At 75.3% G+C, this 18,364-nt stretch carries 15 protein-coding genes; 7 read left to right on the forward strand and 8 right to left on the reverse strand.

What is annotated here, in order from left to right; translation table 11 throughout:
• Positions 1-28: 28 nt before the first annotated feature.
• Entirely contained in the window at positions 29-1,879 is a 1,851-nt protein-coding gene (gene dacB, locus ACTMS9_RS20805; protein WP_441141970.1) for a D-alanyl-D-alanine carboxypeptidase/D-alanyl-D-alanine endopeptidase, read from the reverse strand.
• Positions 1,880-2,107: 228 nt separating this feature from the next.
• Between dacB and ACTMS9_RS20810 the strand changes: the two genes are divergently transcribed.
• Positions 2,108-2,614 (forward strand): inorganic diphosphatase, encoded by a 507-nt coding sequence (locus ACTMS9_RS20810; RefSeq protein ID WP_280837316.1) that lies wholly within the window; start codon positions 2,108-2,110, stop codon positions 2,612-2,614.
• A 71-nt stretch (positions 2,615-2,685) separates the two neighbouring features.
• On the opposite strand, the gene eccD is transcribed toward ACTMS9_RS20810, so the two are convergent.
• Complete coding sequence (gene eccD / locus ACTMS9_RS20815) at positions 2,686-4,086, reverse strand: type VII secretion integral membrane protein EccD (RefSeq protein WP_441141969.1); 1,401 nt, start codon at positions 4,084-4,086, stop codon at positions 2,686-2,688.
• A gap of 101 nt (positions 4,087-4,187) precedes the next feature.
• Here eccD and eccCa point away from each other — a divergent pair, with 101 nt between their 5' ends.
• The 4 genes from eccCa to ACTMS9_RS20835 all read left to right on the forward strand — a co-directional run bounded on the left by eccCa (position 4,188) and on the right by ACTMS9_RS20835 (position 11,170).
• On the forward strand, positions 4,188-8,138 hold the full coding sequence (eccCa, locus tag ACTMS9_RS20820) for a type VII secretion protein EccCa (protein WP_441165731.1): 3,951 nt from the start codon (positions 4,188-4,190) through the stop codon (positions 8,136-8,138).
• 75 nt (positions 8,139-8,213) lie between these two features.
• Positions 8,214-9,575 carry a type VII secretion-associated serine protease mycosin gene (mycP, locus tag ACTMS9_RS20825; RefSeq protein WP_441165732.1) on the forward strand — a complete coding sequence of 454 codons (1,362 nt, stop codon included), beginning with the start codon at positions 8,214-8,216 and terminating at the stop codon, positions 9,573-9,575.
• Between the two features lie 41 nt (positions 9,576-9,616).
• Positions 9,617-10,417: a phosphatase PAP2 family protein gene (locus ACTMS9_RS20830; RefSeq protein ID WP_441141966.1), complete on the forward strand. Its 801-nt coding sequence runs from the start codon at positions 9,617-9,619 to the stop codon at positions 10,415-10,417.
• A 30-nt stretch (positions 10,418-10,447) separates the two neighbouring features.
• Positions 10,448-11,170 carry a phosphatase PAP2 family protein gene (locus ACTMS9_RS20835; protein WP_441141965.1) on the forward strand — a complete coding sequence of 241 codons (723 nt, stop codon included), beginning with the start codon at positions 10,448-10,450 and terminating at the stop codon, positions 11,168-11,170.
• Positions 11,171-11,205: 35 nt separating this feature from the next.
• On the opposite strand, the gene ACTMS9_RS20840 is transcribed toward ACTMS9_RS20835, so the two are convergent.
• The 6 genes from ACTMS9_RS20840 to ACTMS9_RS20865 are packed head-to-tail and all read right to left on the reverse strand — an operon-like array spanning position 11,206 to position 16,489.
• A complete protein-coding gene (locus tag ACTMS9_RS20840) occupies positions 11,206-12,384 on the reverse strand; it encodes a MarP family serine protease (protein WP_441141964.1) in 1,179 nt (392 codons plus the stop codon).
• Positions 12,385-12,442: 58 nt separating this feature from the next.
• Positions 12,443-13,138 (reverse strand): NUDIX hydrolase, encoded by a 696-nt coding sequence (locus tag ACTMS9_RS20845; RefSeq protein ID WP_441141963.1) that lies wholly within the window; start codon positions 13,136-13,138, stop codon positions 12,443-12,445.
• Positions 13,135-13,785 (reverse strand): TlpA family protein disulfide reductase, encoded by a 651-nt coding sequence (locus tag ACTMS9_RS20850; protein ID WP_441165733.1) that lies wholly within the window; start codon positions 13,783-13,785, stop codon positions 13,135-13,137. The genes ACTMS9_RS20845 and ACTMS9_RS20850 overlap by 4 nt, the downstream gene beginning before the upstream one ends.
• Positions 13,782-14,561 carry an endonuclease III gene (nth, locus tag ACTMS9_RS20855; RefSeq protein WP_441165734.1) on the reverse strand — a complete coding sequence of 260 codons (780 nt, stop codon included), beginning with the start codon at positions 14,559-14,561 and terminating at the stop codon, positions 13,782-13,784. Before nth ends, ACTMS9_RS20850 begins: the two co-directional genes overlap by 4 nt.
• 51 nt (positions 14,562-14,612) lie before the next feature.
• Entirely contained in the window at positions 14,613-15,770 is a 1,158-nt protein-coding gene (locus tag ACTMS9_RS20860) for a CapA family protein (protein ID WP_441141960.1), read from the reverse strand.
• Positions 15,771-15,826: 56 nt separating this feature from the next.
• Positions 15,827-16,489, reverse strand: coding sequence for an adenosylcobinamide amidohydrolase (locus ACTMS9_RS20865; protein WP_441165735.1), 663 nt, complete (start codon positions 16,487-16,489; stop codon positions 15,827-15,829).
• A 222-nt stretch (positions 16,490-16,711) separates the two neighbouring features.
• On the opposite strand from ACTMS9_RS20865, the gene ACTMS9_RS20870 reads away from it, so the two are divergent.
• Both ACTMS9_RS20870 and ACTMS9_RS20875 read left to right on the forward strand, forming a co-directional pair.
• On the forward strand, positions 16,712-17,389 hold the full coding sequence (locus tag ACTMS9_RS20870; protein ID WP_067306583.1) for a Crp/Fnr family transcriptional regulator: 678 nt from the start codon (positions 16,712-16,714) through the stop codon (positions 17,387-17,389).
• Positions 17,390-17,510: 121 nt separating this feature from the next.
• Positions 17,511-18,254 carry a metallophosphoesterase family protein gene (locus tag ACTMS9_RS20875; protein ID WP_441165736.1) on the forward strand — a complete coding sequence of 248 codons (744 nt, stop codon included), beginning with the start codon at positions 17,511-17,513 and terminating at the stop codon, positions 18,252-18,254.
• The last annotated feature ends 110 nt before the right edge of the window (positions 18,255-18,364 follow it).

An 18,364-nucleotide genomic window follows, 5' to 3' on the forward strand; every position in this document is an offset into this window, starting at 1 on the left:
GTGCGAGCAGGGGCTCCGGCGGTCCGGGTCAGCGGCAGCCGCAGCCGGCCAGGGCACCGGCGATCCGGTCGAGGGCCTGACGGCTGACGTCCGAGTCGCCGGCCGGGGCCCGGTCAGTGAGGACCGCGAAGGTGAGCAGCCGCCCCTCGGCCGTGGTGACCAGTCCGGCGATGGCGTGCACCCCGGTCAGCGTGCCGGTCTTGGCCCGGACCACCCCGGCACCGGCTTCGGTCGCGTCGACCCGGTAACGGTCACCCAGGGTGCCGGACCACCCGCCGACCGGCAGGCCGCCGAAGATGGCGCCCAGTTCCGGGTGGTCGCCCTTGCCGGCGAGCGCGATCAGGTCGGTGAGCAGGGACGGGCTGATCCGGTTGTTCCGGGACAGCCCGCTGCCGTCGGAGAGGCTGATCTCGCCGGCCGGCAGGCCCAGCTCGCCGATGACCTCGTCCATCGCCGCCGCCCCGCCGACGAAGCTCGCCGGCTGGTTGCGGGCCAGCGCCACCTGCCGGGCCAGCGCCTCGGCGATCACGTTGTCGCTGTCGCTGATCATGATGTCGACCAGGCGGATCATCGGCAGCGACTCGACCTTGCCCAGTTCGGTGCCGGGCGCCGGGGCGCCGCTGGCCGCGGCCCCGCCCCCGGCCGGTGGGGCGGTGCCCCGGGTGACCTGGGCGTCCCCGCCGAGGCCGAGGAGCCGGGCGAAGGAGCGGCCGGCGGTCAGGTCGGGCTCCGGGGCCCGCTCGGCCGCGCCGTGGGTGTCGTCGAAGGTCTTCCGGGCCGCCTCGGGGTCGCTGCGCGCGCCGTCGGTCATCAGCGCGGTGATCGACGCGCCGTAGCCGCCGGTCGGGATGTCGTCGTCCCAGCCGGGGCCGTGCACCGGGCCGGGGAAGAGCGAGGAGTCGACGACGACCTTGGTGGGAGCGGTGCCGCCGAGCGCCTGCTTCACCTGCTTGGCCAGCGTGTCGAGGCGGGCCGCACCGGGGTAGAAGCCCTTGCCGTCCACGGCGAGGGTCGGGTCGCCGCCACCGACGAGCACCACCTCGCCCGGGTTCGCCCCGGCCACCGCCCGGGTGGGGATGCGGTACCCGGGGCCCCGGGCCTCCAGCACGGTCACACCGGTCGCCAGCTTGGTCACCGAGGCGGGCACCGTGCCGTCGTCGCCGCCCCGGGCGTAGATGGACTGCCCGGTGGTCAGGTCGGCCACCGAGATGTTCACCCGGCTGCCCAGGGCGGCGGCCCCGAGCAGCGGCTCCACGGCGGCGCGTACCCCGGCGGCGGTGGGCAGCGGGGCGTTGGCGTCCGGGCCGGCGAGCACCGGCGACGGGTCCGGCTCCGGCGCCTGAGCGGCGGCGGCCGGTCCGGCGGCGTCGTCGCCCAGCCACCCGGCGACCGGCCCGGGGCGGAGCACCACGGCGACCCCGGCCAGCGCGAGCAGCAGCACCGTGGCGAGCGCCGCCACCGGCAGCAGCCGGCGACGCCGGCGCGGCGCGGGGGGCGGCGGAGCCAGCGGCCCGGCGCCCGCCGGCGGCGGGGAGACGGGCACGGAGCCGGCGGCCGGGGAGACCGGACCCGACGGGGGCGAGACCGGCGCGGCGCCGTAGACGTGGCCCTGGCCGGCGCGGTGCACCTGGCCGGGCCCGGTGGCCGGGGCGTCCCAGGTCGGCGGCGGGACCCGGGCCGACCCGGCGGCCGGCGGCGGCCCGGACGGCACGCGGGCGGAGCCGGCGGCGGGACGGCCGGGCGGGTTCACCTCGGGGAACCGGCCGGTGTTGCGGGAATCGCCCGGCCAGGCCGGCGGAACCGGCCCCGACGGCGGCTGCCCGGCGCCGGGCCCGGGCGGTGCAGAACGGTCGGACGGGTGCACACCGGGCACCGGCATGCGCCCGCTCGCGGATCCACCGGACCCGCGCCCGTCAACCCCCTCCGGGCGGTAGTGTGAATCTTCCCTCCCCACGACCCCCTCCTCCCGCCTCCGGAACCAGCCTGGGTGACACTACTTCGGTCCGAAGACTATGCGGCGTCCGGAGCCGGTGGGTGGCCAATCACCCGTACCGGGGGCGTCTGTGGTTCCGTTCAGCCAGCGTGGGCAGACAAGGGAGCGTGGGAGATGGATTTCGACGTCACGGTTGAGATCCCGAAGGGTCACCGAAACAAGTACGAGGTGGACCACGTGACCGGCCGGATCCGGCTGGACCGCACCCTCTTCACGTCGACCCAGTACCCGGCCGACTACGGCTTCATCGAGGGCACCCTCGGCGAGGACGGCGACCCGCTGGACGCGCTGGTGCTCGTCCCCGAGCCGACCTTCCCGGGCTGCCTGATCCGCTGCCGCACCATCGGCATGTTCCGGATGACGGACGAGAAGGGCGGCGACGACAAGGTCCTCTGCGTGCCCTACGAGGACCCGCGCCAGGAGCACCTGCGCGACATCCACCACCTGGGCGAGTTCGACCGGCTGGAGATCCAGCACTTCTTCGAGGTCTACAAGGACCTGGAGCCGGGCAAGTCGGTCGAGGGCGCCACCTGGGTGGGCCGGGTCGAGGCCGAGGCCGAGATCCACGCGTCGTACCAGCGGGCCAAGGACGCGGAGGAGCGCGGCGACACCGCGCACTGACCAGCACCGCCACGTTGGGCCCGGGTTCACCCCGGGCCCTTCGTCGTCCGCTCAGGGCCGGTGTCAGAGCCCTAACCGAGCAGGCCGCGCGCGGCGTCGTAGAGGCCCAGCACCGCGCAGGCCACCGGTACCACGGAGACCACCAGCGCGGTGTCGGTCAGGTCGGCCACCCGACCGACGTACGGCGACACCGGCCGCCGGGCGTACGTGGTGCCGGCCGCCACGGCGGTGAGCGCCACCAGCAGCCCGCCCACGGTCAGCGCCAGCACCCCCGCATCGCCGGCTCCGGCGGCCAGCACCACGCCGAGCACCGCGAACCCGGCCAGCCCCGCCAGCACGGGCGGCACCCGGTGGCGGACCGCCACGAAGAGCCGGGACCGCAGCAGCAGCACCGCCGAGACGACGGCCACCAGCAGCCGCCCGGCCAGCCCACCGGTCACGCCGAGCACCAGCGCCGCGGCGAGCGCCAGCGCGCCGTGCCCGATCAGCATCCCGGTCAGCATCTCCTCGGTCCGGGCCACCGCCGCGTGCACCCGCGCCCGGTCGGGCAGGTCCCGCACGCCGTCCGGGCCGCCGGTCGGGCCGGTGGGCAGGGTGATCGGCGGCAGCGGCAGCTTGCCCAGCCGGATCGCCAGCAGCGGCAGCCCGCCGAGGGCGAAGACCAGCACGCAGAGCAGCACCGCCGCGGTCTCCGCCGGCCCGAGCAGCAGCCCGCCGAGGGCGGCCGCCGCGCCGACCGCGCCGAGGGTCGCGCCGGCCACGAAGACCCGCAGCCGGGTGGCGGTGCCGAGCAGGCCGAGCACCGACACCAGCAGCAGCGCCACCGCGCCGGCCAGCAGCTCGGGGGCGCCCAGCCAGGGCAGCGGCCGGAACTCACCGACCGGGTCGCCGGAGCTGACCGCGAGGGCGCCGGCCGCCGCGGCGTACGGCAGCGCGTACCCACCGAGGGTGGCGCCGGTCGGGCCGTCCCCGTAGGCGCGGGAGGCGACCGTGCCGGCGAGCGCGAGCAGCAGCGCGACGGTGACCGCCAGCGGCCAGCCGGCCCGGTGCTGCGGCCCGCCGGCCAGGACGGCGACCAGTCCGACGGCCAGCGGCACGGCGGCACCGGCGAGCGCGGCGGCCCGGGTGGCGGCCGGGGACCAGGCACTGCCGCGCCGGCGGGCGCCGTCGGCGATCGCCTCCACCACGTCGTCGTACTCCAGCTCGGGCCACTCGGCGTGGGCCGGCACGAGGTGCAGCACCTCGCCGTCGCGCACCCCCTGCGGGAGCAGCGCCTGCGCGGTCGCCAGCACCGCCCCGTCGGTGCGGCGCAGCACCCAGCCGCCGTGCCGCTCGCCGTCGTCGGCCAGCCCCTCGCCGGCGTGCCGCAGCACCTCGGGCAGCAGTTCGGCGAGGGGCACCTGCTCCGGCAGGGCCACGTCGACGCGTCGTTGCGGGGCGCTGATGGTGACCCTTGCCAGCCCGGTAGTCATCGACTGATCTCCATATCGAGCGGGAGCGGTGGCTGACGGACGACAGGACTTTACCTACCATGAGCCAGGCTCGGGTTACCGAGCGCCACCTTGGAGGGTCAGTGTCCACTGTCGTCATCAAACGACCGCCGCGCCGTCCGGCGCCGGAGATACCGGTCGGTGAGCTGCCCGTCGAGGCGCCGCCGGAGATCCCCGCGGTGACCGGCGGCCGCTGGCAGCAGGCGCTGATGGTGCTGCCCATGCTGGGCGGCACGGTGGCGATGGCGATGATGTTCGGCCGCGGCGGCGGCGCCTACTCGTACGTGGTGGGCGGCATGTTCGGGCTCTCCTCGGTGGCGATGCTGGTGACCTCCTGGGGCAGCGCCGCCGGCACCCCGAAGAAGTCGGAGATGATGGCCGCCCGCCGCGAGTACCTGCGGCACCTGGCCGCGCTGCGCCGCCGGGTCCGGCAGACGGCCGGCCAGCAGCGGGCCGGGCTCTTCTACCGGCACCCGGATCCGGGCCGGCTCTGGTCGACCGTCGACAGCCACCGCGTCTGGGAGCGCCGGCCGGGTGACCCGGACTTCGCCGTGGTCCGGGTGGCCGTCGGCCCGCAGACCCTGGCGACGCCCCTGATCCCCCCGGTCACGCGGCCGCTGGAGGAGCTGGAACCGATGACCGCGGGGGCGCTGCGGCGCTTCCTCGACGCGTACTCGGTGGTGCCGGACCTGCCGGTGGCGCTGTCGATGCGCAGCTTCGCCCGGGTCTTCGTCCGCGGCGAGGCCGGGGACGCGCGTGGCGGCACCGGCTCGCCCGGGGCGCAGGCGCTGGCCCGGGCCATGCTCACCCAGCTCGCCGTCTTCCACGCCCCGGACGAACTGCTCATCGCGGTCTGCGCCGGGCCGGAGCGGCGGGCGCTCTGGGAGTGGGTCAAGTGGCTGCCGCACGCCCACCACCCCGGCCGCACCGACGCCCTCGGTCCGGTCCGGCTGGTCAGCAGCTCCGCCGCCGAACTCGAACGGCTGCTCGACGAGGTGCTGGCCAGCCGGTCCCGGTTCAGCCCGGCCGGCCCGGCCACCGACGGGCCGCACGTGGTGGTCCTGCTCGACGGCGGCGACCTGACCGGGGCGACCGAGCTGGCCGGGGACGGCGGCATCGACGCGGTCACCGTCATCGACCTGGACACCCCGCCGCCACGGCTGCTCGACCGCTTCGCCCTCCTGCTCGAGCTGCGCGGCGACCGGCTGCACTCCCGGTCGGCCGAGGGGCACGCCGAGGTGGGCACCGCCGACCGGCTGGAGGTCGCCGACGCCGAGGCGGTGGCCCGCCGGCTCGCGCCGCTGCGGCTGGCCACCACCGTACGCGGGGGCGAGACCACGCCCGGGGCCGAGCTGGGCCTGCCCGAGCTTCTCGGCATCGGCGACCCGGAGGGCTTCACCGCCGAGCAGGGCTGGGCGCCCCGGTCGGGGCGGGACCGGCTGCGGGTGCCGATCGGGGTCGGTGCCGACGGCGGCGCGATCGAGCTGGACCTGAAGGAGTCGGCGCAGGACGGCATGGGTCCGCACGGCCTGCTGATCGGCGCGACCGGCTCCGGCAAGTCGGAGCTGCTGCGCACCCTGGTGCTCGGCCTGGCCGCCACGCACAGCTCGGAACAGCTCAACTTCGTGCTGGTCGACTTCAAGGGCGGCGCCACCTTCGCCTCCTTCGACCGGCTGCCGCACACCGCCGCCGTGATCACCAACCTGGCCGACGCGCTGCCGCTGGTGGACCGGATGGTGGACGCCATCAACGGCGAGCTGATGCGCCGCCAGGAGCTGCTGCGCCGGGCCGGCAACTTCGCCAGCCTGCGCGACTACGAGCGGGCCCGGGCCGCCGGCACTCCGCTGGCCCCGCTGCCCTCGCTGCTGCTGATCTGCGACGAGTTCTCCGAGCTGCTCTCCGCCAAGCCGGACTTCATCGACCTGTTCGTCCAGATCGGACGGCTGGGCCGGTCGCTCGGGGTGCACCTGCTGCTGGCCAGCCAGCGACTGGAGGAGGGGCGGCTGCGGGGGCTCGACACCCACCTGTCGTACCGGATCGGGTTGCGCACCTTCTCGGCGCTGGAGTCCCGGACGGTGCTCGGGGTGCCGGACGCGCACGAGCTGCCCCGCTCGCCCGGGCACGGCTACCTGCGCGCCGGCACCGACCCGCTGGTCCGGTTCAAGGCCGCGTACGTCTCCGGGCCGGTCCGCCGGCGCGGCGCGGCGGCCGGCGGCGCGGGCGGCAGCACCCGGCTGCTCACCTTCTCCACCCACCTGGTGCCGGTGTCGGAGCCGGCCACCCCGGCGCTGCCCGCCGTCGAGGAGGAGACGGAGAAACTGCTCGACGTGCTGGTCGGCCGGCTCGCCGGGCAGGGCCCGCCGGCGCACCCGGTCTGGCTGCCCCCGCTCGACACCGCGCCCACCCTGGACGAGCTGCTCGGGCCGGCCGCCATCGACCCGCAGCGCGGCCTCACCGTGGCCAACCCGGAGCTGCACGGCGCGCTCCAGGTGCCGGTGGCCGTGGTGGACAAGCCCTTCGAGCAGCGCCGCGACCTGCTCTGGCTGGCGCTGGACGGCGCGGCCGGGCACGTGGCGGTGGTCGGCGGGCCGCAGAGCGGCAAGTCGCACCTGCTCCGTACGCTGGTCTGCGCGCTGGCGCTCACCCACACGCCGGCCGAGGCCCAGGTCTACTGCCTGGACTTCGGCGGTGGCGGGCTCGCCGCGCTGCGCGACCTGCCGCACGTCGGTCAGGTGGCGGGGCGGTCCGACCCGACCGTGGTGCGCCGGACCATCGGTGAGATCGCCACCCTGCTCGCCGAGCGGGAGCGCCGCTTCGCCGAGCTGGGCGTCGAGTCGATGGCGGCCTGGCGGCAACGCCGGTCCGGGTTGGCGGGGGCCGGCCAGCCGACCGTCGACCCGTTCGGCGACGTCTTCCTGGTGGTCGACGGCTGGGCCACCCTGCGCGGCGAGTACGACGACCTGGAACCACTGGTCACCGACCTGGCCACCCGCGGCCTGTCGTACGGGGTGCACGTGGTGGCGAGTGCGGTCCGCTGGATGGACTTCCGGCCGGCCATCCGGGACCTGTTCGGCTCCCGACTGGAGCTGCGACTCGGCGACCCGGCGGACTCGGCGGTGAAGCGGGTCGCCGCGGCGGGCGTGCCGGAGAAGTCACCCGGCCGGGGCATCACCGCGCAGAGCCTGCACTTCCTCACCGCGCTGCCCCAGCTGGCCGGGGCCGAGCCGGCCGACCTGGTGAAGGCGGTCGCCGGAGCCTGGTCCGGTCCGCCCGCCCCGCGGGTGCGACTGCTCCCGCCGGTGCTCCCCTACGCCGACCTCGACACCTCCGCCGCCACCGGGCTGGCCTTCCCGATCGGCGTGGCCGAGGCGGACCTGCGCCCGGTGGCGGTGGACTTCGCCAGCGAGCCGCACTTCGTCGTCTTCGGCGACGCGGAGTGCGGCAAGTCTTCGTTCCTGCGCGCACTGGCCACCTCGATCATCAACCGGTTCACCCCGGAGCAGGCCCGGATCATCCTGGTCGACTACCGGCGCAGCCTGTACAGCCTGATCGACGACCCGCACGTGATCGGGTACGGCAGCGCGGCGGCGCACACCGCCGAGCTGGTCGAGTCGGTCGCCGGCTACATGCGGGCCCGGCTGCCCGGGCCGGACGTGACCCCGGCGCAGCTGCGGGAGCGGTCCTGGTGGTCGGGGCCGGAGCTGTTCGTGCTGGTCGACGACTACGACCTGGTGTCCAGCGGCCCGGCGAACCCGCTGCGCGGCCTGGAGGAGCACCTGCCGCAGGCCCGCGACATCGGGCTGCACCTGGTGCTGGTCCGCCGTTCCGGCGGTGCCGCCCGGGCCCAGTACGAGCCGATCGTGCAGCGGCTGCGCGAACTCTCCACCGCCGGGCTGGTGATGAGCGGCAGCCCGGACGAGGGACCGCTTGTCGGGCAGGTCCGTCCCGGGCCGCTGCCGCCCGGGCGGGGCCGGCTGGTCACCCGGCGTGAGGGCGTACGCCTGCTCCAGTTGGCACATCTGCCCCCACCGTGAGCGTGTCCGGCGGAACGCCCCGCCGGGGAGGGGAAAACCGGTAATCTGCCGAGCAGCACGTGTCATGGACGATGAATGGCGGAGGATGTGACCAGGGTTCGGCACGGCTCCCCGACTGCGCTCAACCGGTTCGCCGGCCGGGCGTTGCTCGGTGTCGCGGCGACCGCCGTGACGGTCGTCGGCGCGGTGCCACCACCGGCGTCGGCCGCCCCGTCCCGACCGGTCGCCGTCGCCGCGCGGGCCGCCGGCACGCCGCTGGCCGAGCCGGGTTTCGTCCCGCTGGAGACCACGGCCCGGGCCGACCGGGTCCGCGACGACCAGTGGCAGCTCAATGAACTGCGGGCCAGCACCGCGTGGAGCGCCTCCACCGGCCGGGGGGTCACCGTCGCGGTGATCGACTCCGGTGTGGACGCCGCCCACCCGGATCTGGCCGGCCAGGTGCTGCCCGGCATCGACCTGGTCTCCCCCGCCGGCGCCGACGAGCCGGACCCGGTGGGTCATGGCACCACGGTGGCCAGCCTGATCGCCGGGCGCAACGACGACCGGAAGGGCGTGGCCGGGCTGGCCCCGGGTGCCCGCATCCTGCCCGTCCGGGTGCTCGACGACGAGAACCGCTACGACGACGCGATGATCGTCGCCAAGGGGGTGCGCTGGGCGGTCGACAACGGCGCCCGCGTGATCAACCTGTCCCTCGGTGGCAGCGGCGACAGCCCGGCGCTGGCTGCCGCGCTCGACTACGCCTTCGCCCGGGACGTGGTCGTGGTCGCCTGCACCGGCAACCTCGCCACCTCGTCCAGCCCCAAGGTCTGGTACCCGGCCCGGGAGCCCGGCGTGATCGCCGTGGCCGGGCTGGAGGGCAGCAGCGAGAACCTGTGGTCCGGCTCGATCACCGGGCACGCCACCACCCTCACCGCACCGGCCACCCGCCTGGTCGGGGCCCGTCCACCGGACGGTTACTGGGGGGTGCAGGGCACCAGCTTCGCCGCACCGCTGGTGGCGGCGACCGCCGCGCTGGTGCGCGCCCGGTTCCCGGAGATGTCCGCCGGGGACGTGGTCAACCGGCTGCTGACCACCGCGAAGGACATCGGCCCCACCGGTCGGGACGACCGCTTCGGGTACGGCCTGGTCGACCCGGTGGCCGCGGTGACCGCGGACGTGCCGCTGGTGCACCGCAACCCGCTCGACGACCAGGCCTCCCCCGGCGTGGTCGGCTTCGGCCCGGCACCCGGGTCGACCGACGACGCCCAGGCCGGCGGCACCGGCTCCGAGCCGCTCGGCTTCACCGCGCCCCGGCAGCACACCCGCTGGTCCGCCCAGCCGGCCGGCGCGGAGGACGACACCGCGCCGCGCCGGCTCTGGACCGGCGTGGCCATCCTCGTCGCCCTGGTCACCGGCACCGCGCTGATGATCCGCCGGTTCCGTCTCTGGGGCCGCTGACCCGGCCTGATCGGCCACCTCGCTGGGTAAGAGCTGACGCCATGAGCAATTCCGGCCAGCGCACCTCCGTACGCCCGTCGACCCGCTCCTGGCGGGGTCGACGCCTGGACCGCGACCACTCGCTGGGTCTGCGGCTGACCCTGGCCTCGGCGGCGGCGTTCCTGGTGCTGGTGCCGTTCGCGCTGCTGGCCGTGCTGGTGGTGGGCGCCTGGCCGCCGCTGCACCACCTGGACGCGGTGGTGACCGACGCGCTGTACCGCTACGCCGTCGACCACCCCGCCTGGGTGCGGGCGATGAACGGGTGGACCAACCTCTTCGGCCCGGGGCCGCTGCGGGTGGCGGCGCTGGCCCTGGTGGTCTGGCTGTGGACCCGCCGGGCCCGCCGGCTGGCCCTCTGGGTGGTCACCACGATGACCGTCGGCGGGCTGCTCGGCGCGCTGCTGAAACTGCTGGTCGGCCGGAGCCGGCCGGATCTGCTCGACCCGGTGGCCCGGGCGGCCGGCTTCGCCTTCCCGTCCGGGCACACGCTGAACGCCACCCTGGCCGCCGGCGTGCTGCTGCTGGTCTTCCTGCCGTACGCCCGGGGCCGGACGCCGGCGCGGGTGGCGCTCTGGGTGGCGGCGGTGCTGGTGGCCGGGGTGACCGGGCTGAGTCGGGTGGCGCTCGGCGTGCACTGGACCAGCGACGTGCTGGGTGGCTGGCTGCTCGGCGTGGCGGTGGTGGTGGCGACCTCCGCCGCGTTCACCACGTGGCGGGAGCGGACCGGCCGGCCCGCCGCCCGGCCCGCCGCCGAGGGCGTGCAACCGGAGCTGGCCGACGGCCGGAACGAGCCCGACGCGTAGTTGTGGCCCGGCGGGGGTAATGGGCGGCCCATGTCCGACTTCGCGGTGCAGGTCGTCAAGCGGGTGCTGGTGCCGGTGGCCCTGCTGCTCGCCTTCATGGTCCTGCTCGGGGTGCTGGTCACCCGGGTGCTGGACCGGGTCTGGCCGTTCACCGTGGAGGACGCGGTCAACCGGGAACTGGCCGCCGACCGCACCGGCGGCTGGAACGACGTCTCGCTGGTGTTCAGCACGCTCGCCAGCACCCAGGTGGTCGTCCTGGTCACCGTGGTGGCGGCGCTGGTCCTGCGGCTGGTGCTGCACCGCTGGCGGGAGCCGCTGTTCCTGTGCGCCGCGGTCAGCGCCCAGGCGCTGGTCTTCCTGCTGACCACGATGGCCATCGACCGGCGTCGCCCGGCCGTCGAGCAGATGGACGTCTCGCCGCCCACCTCCAGCTTCCCGTCCGGGCACACCTCGGCGGCGGTGGCGCTCTACGTCGGCATCGCGCTGCTGCTGGCGCTGCGGGCGAGGAGCACCGCCGCCAAGGTCACCTGGTGGGCCCTGCTGGTCCTGGTGCCGGTCGGGGTGGCGCTGACCCGGATGTACCGGGGCATGCACCACCCGAGCGACGTGGTGGCGTCCTTCGTCAACGGCGGCACCTGCGTGGCGGTGATGGCCCGGGCGGCGCTGGACCGGACGCTGAACTGGGGCCGGGCGCGGCTGCCCGGGGTCACCCCGTCGGGCGGGGACGTGGCCGCCGCCCGCGCCCGGAGCTGACCCCGGCCGCGGTCACCCGGCCGCCGCGGCGGGGCTCAGGTGCAGTCGCCCGTGCCCACCCCACGGGTACGCTCCGCGCCCTCCAACGCCACCGACCGCGCCTCCGCCGCGGTGACCGCGAAACCGGTGTTCGGGTCGTCCGCCGCCGCCGCGAAGATCACGCCGAGCACCAGGCCGTTGGAGGAGACCAGCGGGCCGCCGGAGTTGCCGCTGCGGACCAGCGCCCGGATCGTGTAGATCTCCCGGGTCACGTCGCCCGAGGAGTAGATGTCCGGCCCGGTGATCCGGTCGACGTCGCGCACCCGGGCCGGCCGCGCGTCGTACGGGCCGTCGAGGGGGAAGCCGAGCACGATCGCGTCCGAGCCGCTGCCGGCCTGCCCGGCGGCGAAGCGCAGGGACGGGCCGGGCAGCCCGGGCACGTGCAGCACGGCGAGGTCGCGGTCCGGGTCGTAGACGACCACCTCGCCGTCGTACCGCTCGCCGCGCAGTTCCACGGCGACGGAGCGGGTGCCGGCCACCACGTGCGCGTTGGTCATCACCCGGTCGTCGGCGTACACGAAGCCGGAGCCCTCGATGCGGCGCGCGCAGCTCGGCGCGGAACCCAGCACCTTGACCACCGACCGCTGGCTGTTCGCCACCACCTGGGAGCCGGCGAGGGCCGGGTCGGGCGGGGAGACCTGCCGCGCCTGGGTGCGGCCCAGGCCGTTGAAGACGTCCGGGAAGCCGTCGGTGTCCACCGTGTCGCGCAGGGCGGTGGAGAGCTCCTGGGCCCGGTCGGGCAGCACCCGGTCCACCACGGTCAGCAGCGCGCTGTTCTTGACCGAGGCGGACAGCCAGGGCAGCGGGGAGGAGGCCAGCGGGACGGCGACCAGCCAGGCCACCAGCATCACGGCGAAGAGCGAGACGAACGCGCCGCCGATGTCGTCGGCCCGCTTCGCCACGTCGTTGGTGATCGTCCTGCGCAGGTGCGAGCCGAGCCAACCGGCGAGCGCCTGCCCGAGCACGGCCAACCCGAAGACGGCGACCAGGGAGATCAGTACCCGGGTGCCGCTGTCGACGAACTGCCGGGCGAAGATCGGGCCGACCTGGAGGCCGAGGAGCGCGCCCAGGAAGAAGCCGGAGAGCGAGAGCGCCCCGATGGCGAAGCCCTGGCGGTATCCGCTGATCGCGAACACGAGCATGAGCAGGAGCAGGACGAGATCCACGACGGACACGCGTCAAGGGTACGGGCACCGGGCACGACCGGGGCGTTGCGCTTGCGGAACGTGACGGTCAGGTCAGCGGGCCAGCCATCTCGTCGACCTCGTCGGTGCCGGCGGAGGGCGCCGGGGTGGCCCCGACGGGCGGCAGTTCGATCACCCGGCCGCGCGGCCAGGGACGCGCCCAGCCCCCCATCTCGAGGAGCGTGGCGAGCACCCCGGCGGTGAAGCCCCAGACCAGCATGCCGCGCACGGAGAAGGCGGGCCCGATCCAGCCGCTCGGATGGCGTACCCGCATCCGGTTCTCCGGGTCGACCAGCTCGGCGACGGGCAGCCGGGCGACGTGGGCGACCTCGGCCGGCTCCCGGGGGTGCACCGGGTGCGGCGCGTGCCACCAGGCCAGCACCGGGGTCACCACGAAGTCGCTGACCGGGATCCACAGCCTGGGCAGCTCGGCCAGCACGGTCACGCTGGCCGGGTCGAGGCCGACCTCCTCGTTCGCCTCGCGCAGCGCGGTCGCGGAGGCGTCGGCGTCCTCCGGGTCGGCCGCGCCGCCGGGGAAGGCCGGCTGGCCGGCGTGGTTGCGCAGGGTCGCGGCCCGCTGGAGCACCAGCACGTCCGGGCCGACGCCGGGCTCCTCGCCGAGCAGCACCAGCACCGCGCTCTCCCGGCCGCCCTCCTCCGGGGTGGTGAGCCGGGTGAAGTCCTCCACCCGGGCGGTGCCGAGCCGGCCGAGCAGCGGGTCGATCCAGGCCGGCGGGCGGGTCATGCGGCAACCTCCACGCCGAGGTGCTGCCGGACCAGCGCGGCGAGCCGGGCGTCGTCGAGGGCGCCGGTGGCGTCGGTGTGGCGTACCCGGCCCTGCGCGTCGACGAGGAGGGTCAGCGGAAGGGCGTTGCGCCCCAGCTCGCGTTGCAGCGCCTCGCCCTGGTCGAACAGCATCGGGAAGCGGATGCCGTAGTCCTCGCCGATGGACTGGGCGGCGCTGCGGGTGTCCCGGCTGTTGACGCCGATCACCTGGAGCCGGCCGGCCGCACGCTCGCTGAGCCGCTGGAAGGCGGGCAGCTCCTTGCGGCAGGGCGGGCACCAGGAGGCCCAGACGTTGACCACGGCGGGGCCCCGGACGTCCCGCAGCGCCACCGGCGTGCCGCCGGTGAAGCAGGAGAGAATCAGGCCGGGCAGCATCGCCCCGGCACCGCCCGCCCCGACGGCTCCGCTGGCGGCCGGCGCGGCGGCACCTGACGGGGTGGCGGCACCGGCCGTGGCCGGCGGGCGGGTCAGCGTCGCGCAGTCGGCGAACGGCGAGGGGCGTTCGGCCCGGGCGGTCGGGGTGGTGGCGCTGCCCTGACCGGTGGCGGTGCAGCCGGCGACGGCCAGCACCGCCGGGACGAGCAGGGCAGCCAGCCGCCGGTTCACGGCACCTCCGCGGCGACGGCCTGCCGCGGCACCAGCTCGGGGTCGACCCCGGCGGCGGCCGCGAGGTCCCGGGCCCGGGGGCCCTTGAGCAGCTTCGCGGCGGCGGCCGGCTCGGTCGGCCCGGTCCCGTACGACGGGCAGAGCTTCGCCAGCGTGCAGGCCCCGCAGGCCGGCTTGCGGGCGTGGCAGACCCGCCGGCCGTGGAAGATGATCCGGTGCGAGAGCATGGTCCACTCGCGCTTGGGGAAGAGCGCGCCGATCTCGTGCTCGATCTTCACCGGGTCGGTCTGCGCGGTCAGCTTCCAGCGCTGCACGAGCCGCTGGAAGTGGGTGTCGACGGTGATCCCCGGGACGTCGAAGGCGTTGCCGAGGATGACGTTGGCGGTCTTGCGGCCGATCCCGGGCAGCGTCACCAGGTCGGCCAGCCGGCCGGGGACCGTGCCGTCGTACCGCTCGACCAGGGCCTGGCCCAGCTTGATCAGCGAGTCCGTCTTGTTGCGGTAGAAGCCGGTCGGCCGGATCAGCTCCTCCAGCTCCGCTCGGTCGGCCCCGGCGTAGGCCGCCGCCGTCGGGTAGCGGACGAAGAGCTTCGGGGTGACCTCGTTGACCTTCTTGTCGGTGCACTGCGCGGAGAGGATGGTGGCGACGGCCAGCTCCAACGCGTTGGAGTGGTCGAGCTCACAGTGCGCGTCGGGGTGCGCCTCGGTCAGCGCCCGGCCGATCCGCCGGGCGCGCCGGGTCCGGCCGAGGTCCGTCTCGGTGGAGCTGATGGTCACGCCGGCCAGCCTACGTCGCCGGGACGACCACCCGCCGGGCCCACGCCCGGCTCAGCCGGCCTGCGGCGCGCTGATCCTGCCCTCGGCGTCGAACCGGGCCCCGGTACGCGGGAAGTCGGCCCGGCTGAGCTGCTTGACCAGCCCGAGGCCCTGGTCGGCGGAGTCCATGGTCGGCTTGCCGACGGAGTTCATTCGGGTGGAGGTGAAGGAGCCGCCGGCGAAGCTGCCGTCCGGCTTGAGCGACACCTTGAGCACCCCGCCCCAGCCGAGCCGCCCGCTCGGGTTGAGCGACCGGCCGCCGCCGGCGAAGTTGCCGAGGCTGTAGGCGATCAGCCGGCCCTGGTAGAACTCCATGCCGCGCAGCACGTGCGGGCCGTGCCCGACGATCAGGTCCGCCCCGGCGTCGATCATGGCGTGGGAGAACTTCACCGGGTCGCCCCGGTTCTCGCCGTAGAACAGCTCGGTGCCCGGCTTGACCTTGGTCCGGTCGGCGCCCTCGGCACCCATGTGCACCTGCACCACCACGAGGTCGGCCATCGTGGCGGCCTTCTCGATGACCGCCGTCGCCGCGTCGATGTCGGTCAGGCTGTTCGACCAGGGGTACGACGAGAAGCCGGCCACCGCGATCTTGACGCCCTTGACCTCCACCACGGTGATCTGGTCCGGCGCGCCGGTGTGCTTGAGGCCCTGCTTCTCCAGCGCCTTCTGGGTGTTCGCGTACCCCTGCGGGCCGTAGTCGTAGCCGTGGTTGTTGGCCTGGTTGAGCAGCTCGAAGCCGGCGTCCTTGAGGTGGGCGGCGTAGCTGGACGGGGCCCGGAACTGGAAGCAGGCGGTGGAGTTGGCCCCGCACTTGCCGGTGCCGGTGTCCTCGGTCAGCGGCTCCTCCAGGTTGCCCATCACCAGGTCGGCGTCGAGCGCGTCGGAGATCTCGTCGAAGAAGCCCCGCCCGCCGTTGGCGGGGAGCCGGGAGGGGGCGTTGCCCATGATGATGTCGCCGGTCGCCGAGAGCGAGACGGCCTCGCCGGCCGGCTCCGAGGCGCCGCCGGACGGGACCGGCGCACCGGTGGCGCCCCCGCCGCCACCGCGCTGCCAGACCGGCGTGGCGTCGTCGTCCGACGTGCTACAGCCGGCGGTGAGCAGCACGGCGAGGACCGCGCCGACGGCGAGTGCGGCACGGCGGCGGGCCCTGGCAGGCGCGGGAGCGGACATCGCTGGCGACCCTACCCGGTAGGTAACGGCACGACGATGGCCTTTCGGACCAAAGTTCAGCCCGCCCGCCGGTCGGACCAGGGCACGCAGGGCACCGACCCGCCGTCGCGGACGGCGGCGTGCACGGCCCGGGCCAGCGGGGCGCCCCAGGTGGACCGGGGGCCGCCGTAGGGCTCGGCGGGGCCGTCGGCCGGGCAGAGGACGGTGACCGCGTCGGTGGGCGTACCGGTGGCGGGCAGGCCGAGTTCCCAGATCGCCTGGGCCTTCGCCTCGGTCGCCGTGGCGACGGCGTTGACCAGCGCGGCGTCGCCGAGCGCCGCCGGGACGTACACGACGATGTTGACCGTGCCCACCCGCTGGGCCGGCGCCGCCGGGGCCGGCGCGGCGGCCCAGACCGGCATGCCCAGCCCGACCGTCGCCCAGGCCCGCACGCCGGTGTCGGCCCGGGCCACCACCTCGGCGACGTCCACCCCGGTGAGCAGGCCGATCCCGGGTCCGGCCAGGCCGAGGCCGCCGGCCAGCGCGGCGAGGTGGGCGGCCGGGTCGTCCCGGTGGTACGACATCGGCACGGTCGCGTTCACCACCCAGTTCCGGACGCCGATCCCGCCGCCGAGCGGGCCGGAACTGGCCGCCCGCAGGGGCGCCCCGGCGCGCCACACCAGCAGCGGGATGTCCCGGCCGTCCTCGGGACGGCTGGTCAGGGTGGGGTCGCTCAGCACGCCCGTCACCCTACGGCCATCGACGGCGACGCCCGGTCACCACCCGGACACGGCCGCGCGATACTAGCCCCTGATCAGGGCGGGAAGGTTACGTCCAAGGATCAAGATTCCAGGGGTGCGCCTCTGATTCGTGCTCACGTGCGCCTAGACTTGTCGGCGCGCGAGGGATAAGCGGACGGCGGACCCCGCCGACGGACGGCGACGCGCAACCGGAGGTGCGCGATGGACGAGGTACTGGCCCGCAGCGGGATCTTCCAGGGTGTCGACCCGGAGGCTGCCGAGGCGCTCGCCAAGGAGATGGAGACGATCGACGTCCGCAAGGGCGAGATCGTGTTCAACGAGGGCGAGCCCGGCGACAGTCTCTACATCCTCCTGTCAGGCAAGATCAAGGTCGGGCGTCGGGCGGCCGACGGCCGGCAGAACCTGATCGCCGTGATGGGCCCGTCGGACATGGTCGGTGAGCTGTCGCTCTTCGACCCCGGTCCGCGTACGGCCACGGCCACCGCGGTCACCGACACCCGGCTGGTGCGGCTGCGCAAGCAGGCGCTGCGGCCCTGGCTGAACAACCGGCCCGAGATCGCCGAGCAGCTGCTGCGGGTGCTGGCCCGCCGGCTCCGCCGGACCAACGACTCGCTGGCCGACCTGATCTTCACCGACGTGCCGGGCCGGGTCGCCAAGAACCTGCTCCAGATGGCCGGCCGCTTCGGCACCCGCGACGGCGGCGTGCTGCGGGTGACCCACGACCTCACCCAGGAGGAGATCGCCCAGCTCGTCGGCGCCTCCCGGGAGACGGTCAACAAGGCGCTGGCCGACTTCGCCTCGCGGGGCTGGCTGCGGCTGGACGGCAAGAGCATCATCATCCTCGACCCGGAGCGTCTGGCCCGCCGCGCGCGGGTCTGACCCGATCGACGACCGAGGCCAGGGAACACTCCAGGGTGTCCCTGGCCTCGTCGTGTCCGGGGTTTCTCTGCCGGGCGCAGAATTCCTCGACATCGTGACGGCCGCCCGGCACGGTGAGCGCATGCTCGAACGCGTAGCCGTACTCTCCGACATCCACGGGGCGCTGCCCGCGCTGGAGGCCGTCCTGGCCGAGCCGGACGTGGCCGCCGCCGACCTAATCGTGCTCACCGGTGACATCGCGGCCGGACCGCAGCCGGTCGAGGTGCTGGACCTGCTCGCCGACCTCGGCGACCGGGCCTGCTGGGTGGGCGGCAACGCCGACCGGGAGCTGGTCGAGGCCCGGGCCGGTCGGAGCTCTCCGATCGCGGTCTCGAACTGGGCCGCCCAGCAGCTCCGGGACGATCAGGCGGCCCGGCTGGCGGCGCTGCCGCTGACGGTGACCTTGGAGGTGGCCGGCCTCGGTCCGGTGCTCTTCTGCCACGCCACGCCCCGCGACGACGAGGAGGTGGTGCTGGTGGACTCCCGGATGGACCGCTGGGCCGAGGTGCTCGCCGGGGTGCCGGCCGAGGTGGGCACGATCGTCTGCGGGCACACCCACATGCCGTTCACCCGCCTGGCCGACCGGCGGCTGGTGGTCAACCCGGGCAGCATCGGGATGCCGTACGGCGGCGCCGGAGCCTGGTGGGCCCTGCTCGGACCGGGCGTGCAACTGCGCCGCACCCCGTTCGACGTGGATGCCGCCTGCGCCCGGGTCGCCGCCGAGTCGGGTTTCCCCGAAGCCGCCGAGTGGGCCGACGAGTACCTGCGCTCCCGGCACAGCGACGCCGACGCGCTCACCGTGTTCGGCCCCAGGGACGGTCGCTGACCCCGGCGAACCTGAGCAGAGAACTCCGCCGTGCGATGCTGCGCGGCTCACGCGGCCGGCGCGGCCGGTGCGGCCGGTGCGCCTGGGCACGGCCGGTGCGGCCCGCGCGG

The organism is Micromonospora sp. L31 (assembly GCF_052068075.1).
In the GTDB taxonomy this organism is placed as follows: domain Bacteria; phylum Actinomycetota; class Actinomycetes; order Mycobacteriales; family Micromonosporaceae; genus Micromonospora; species Micromonospora purpureochromogenes.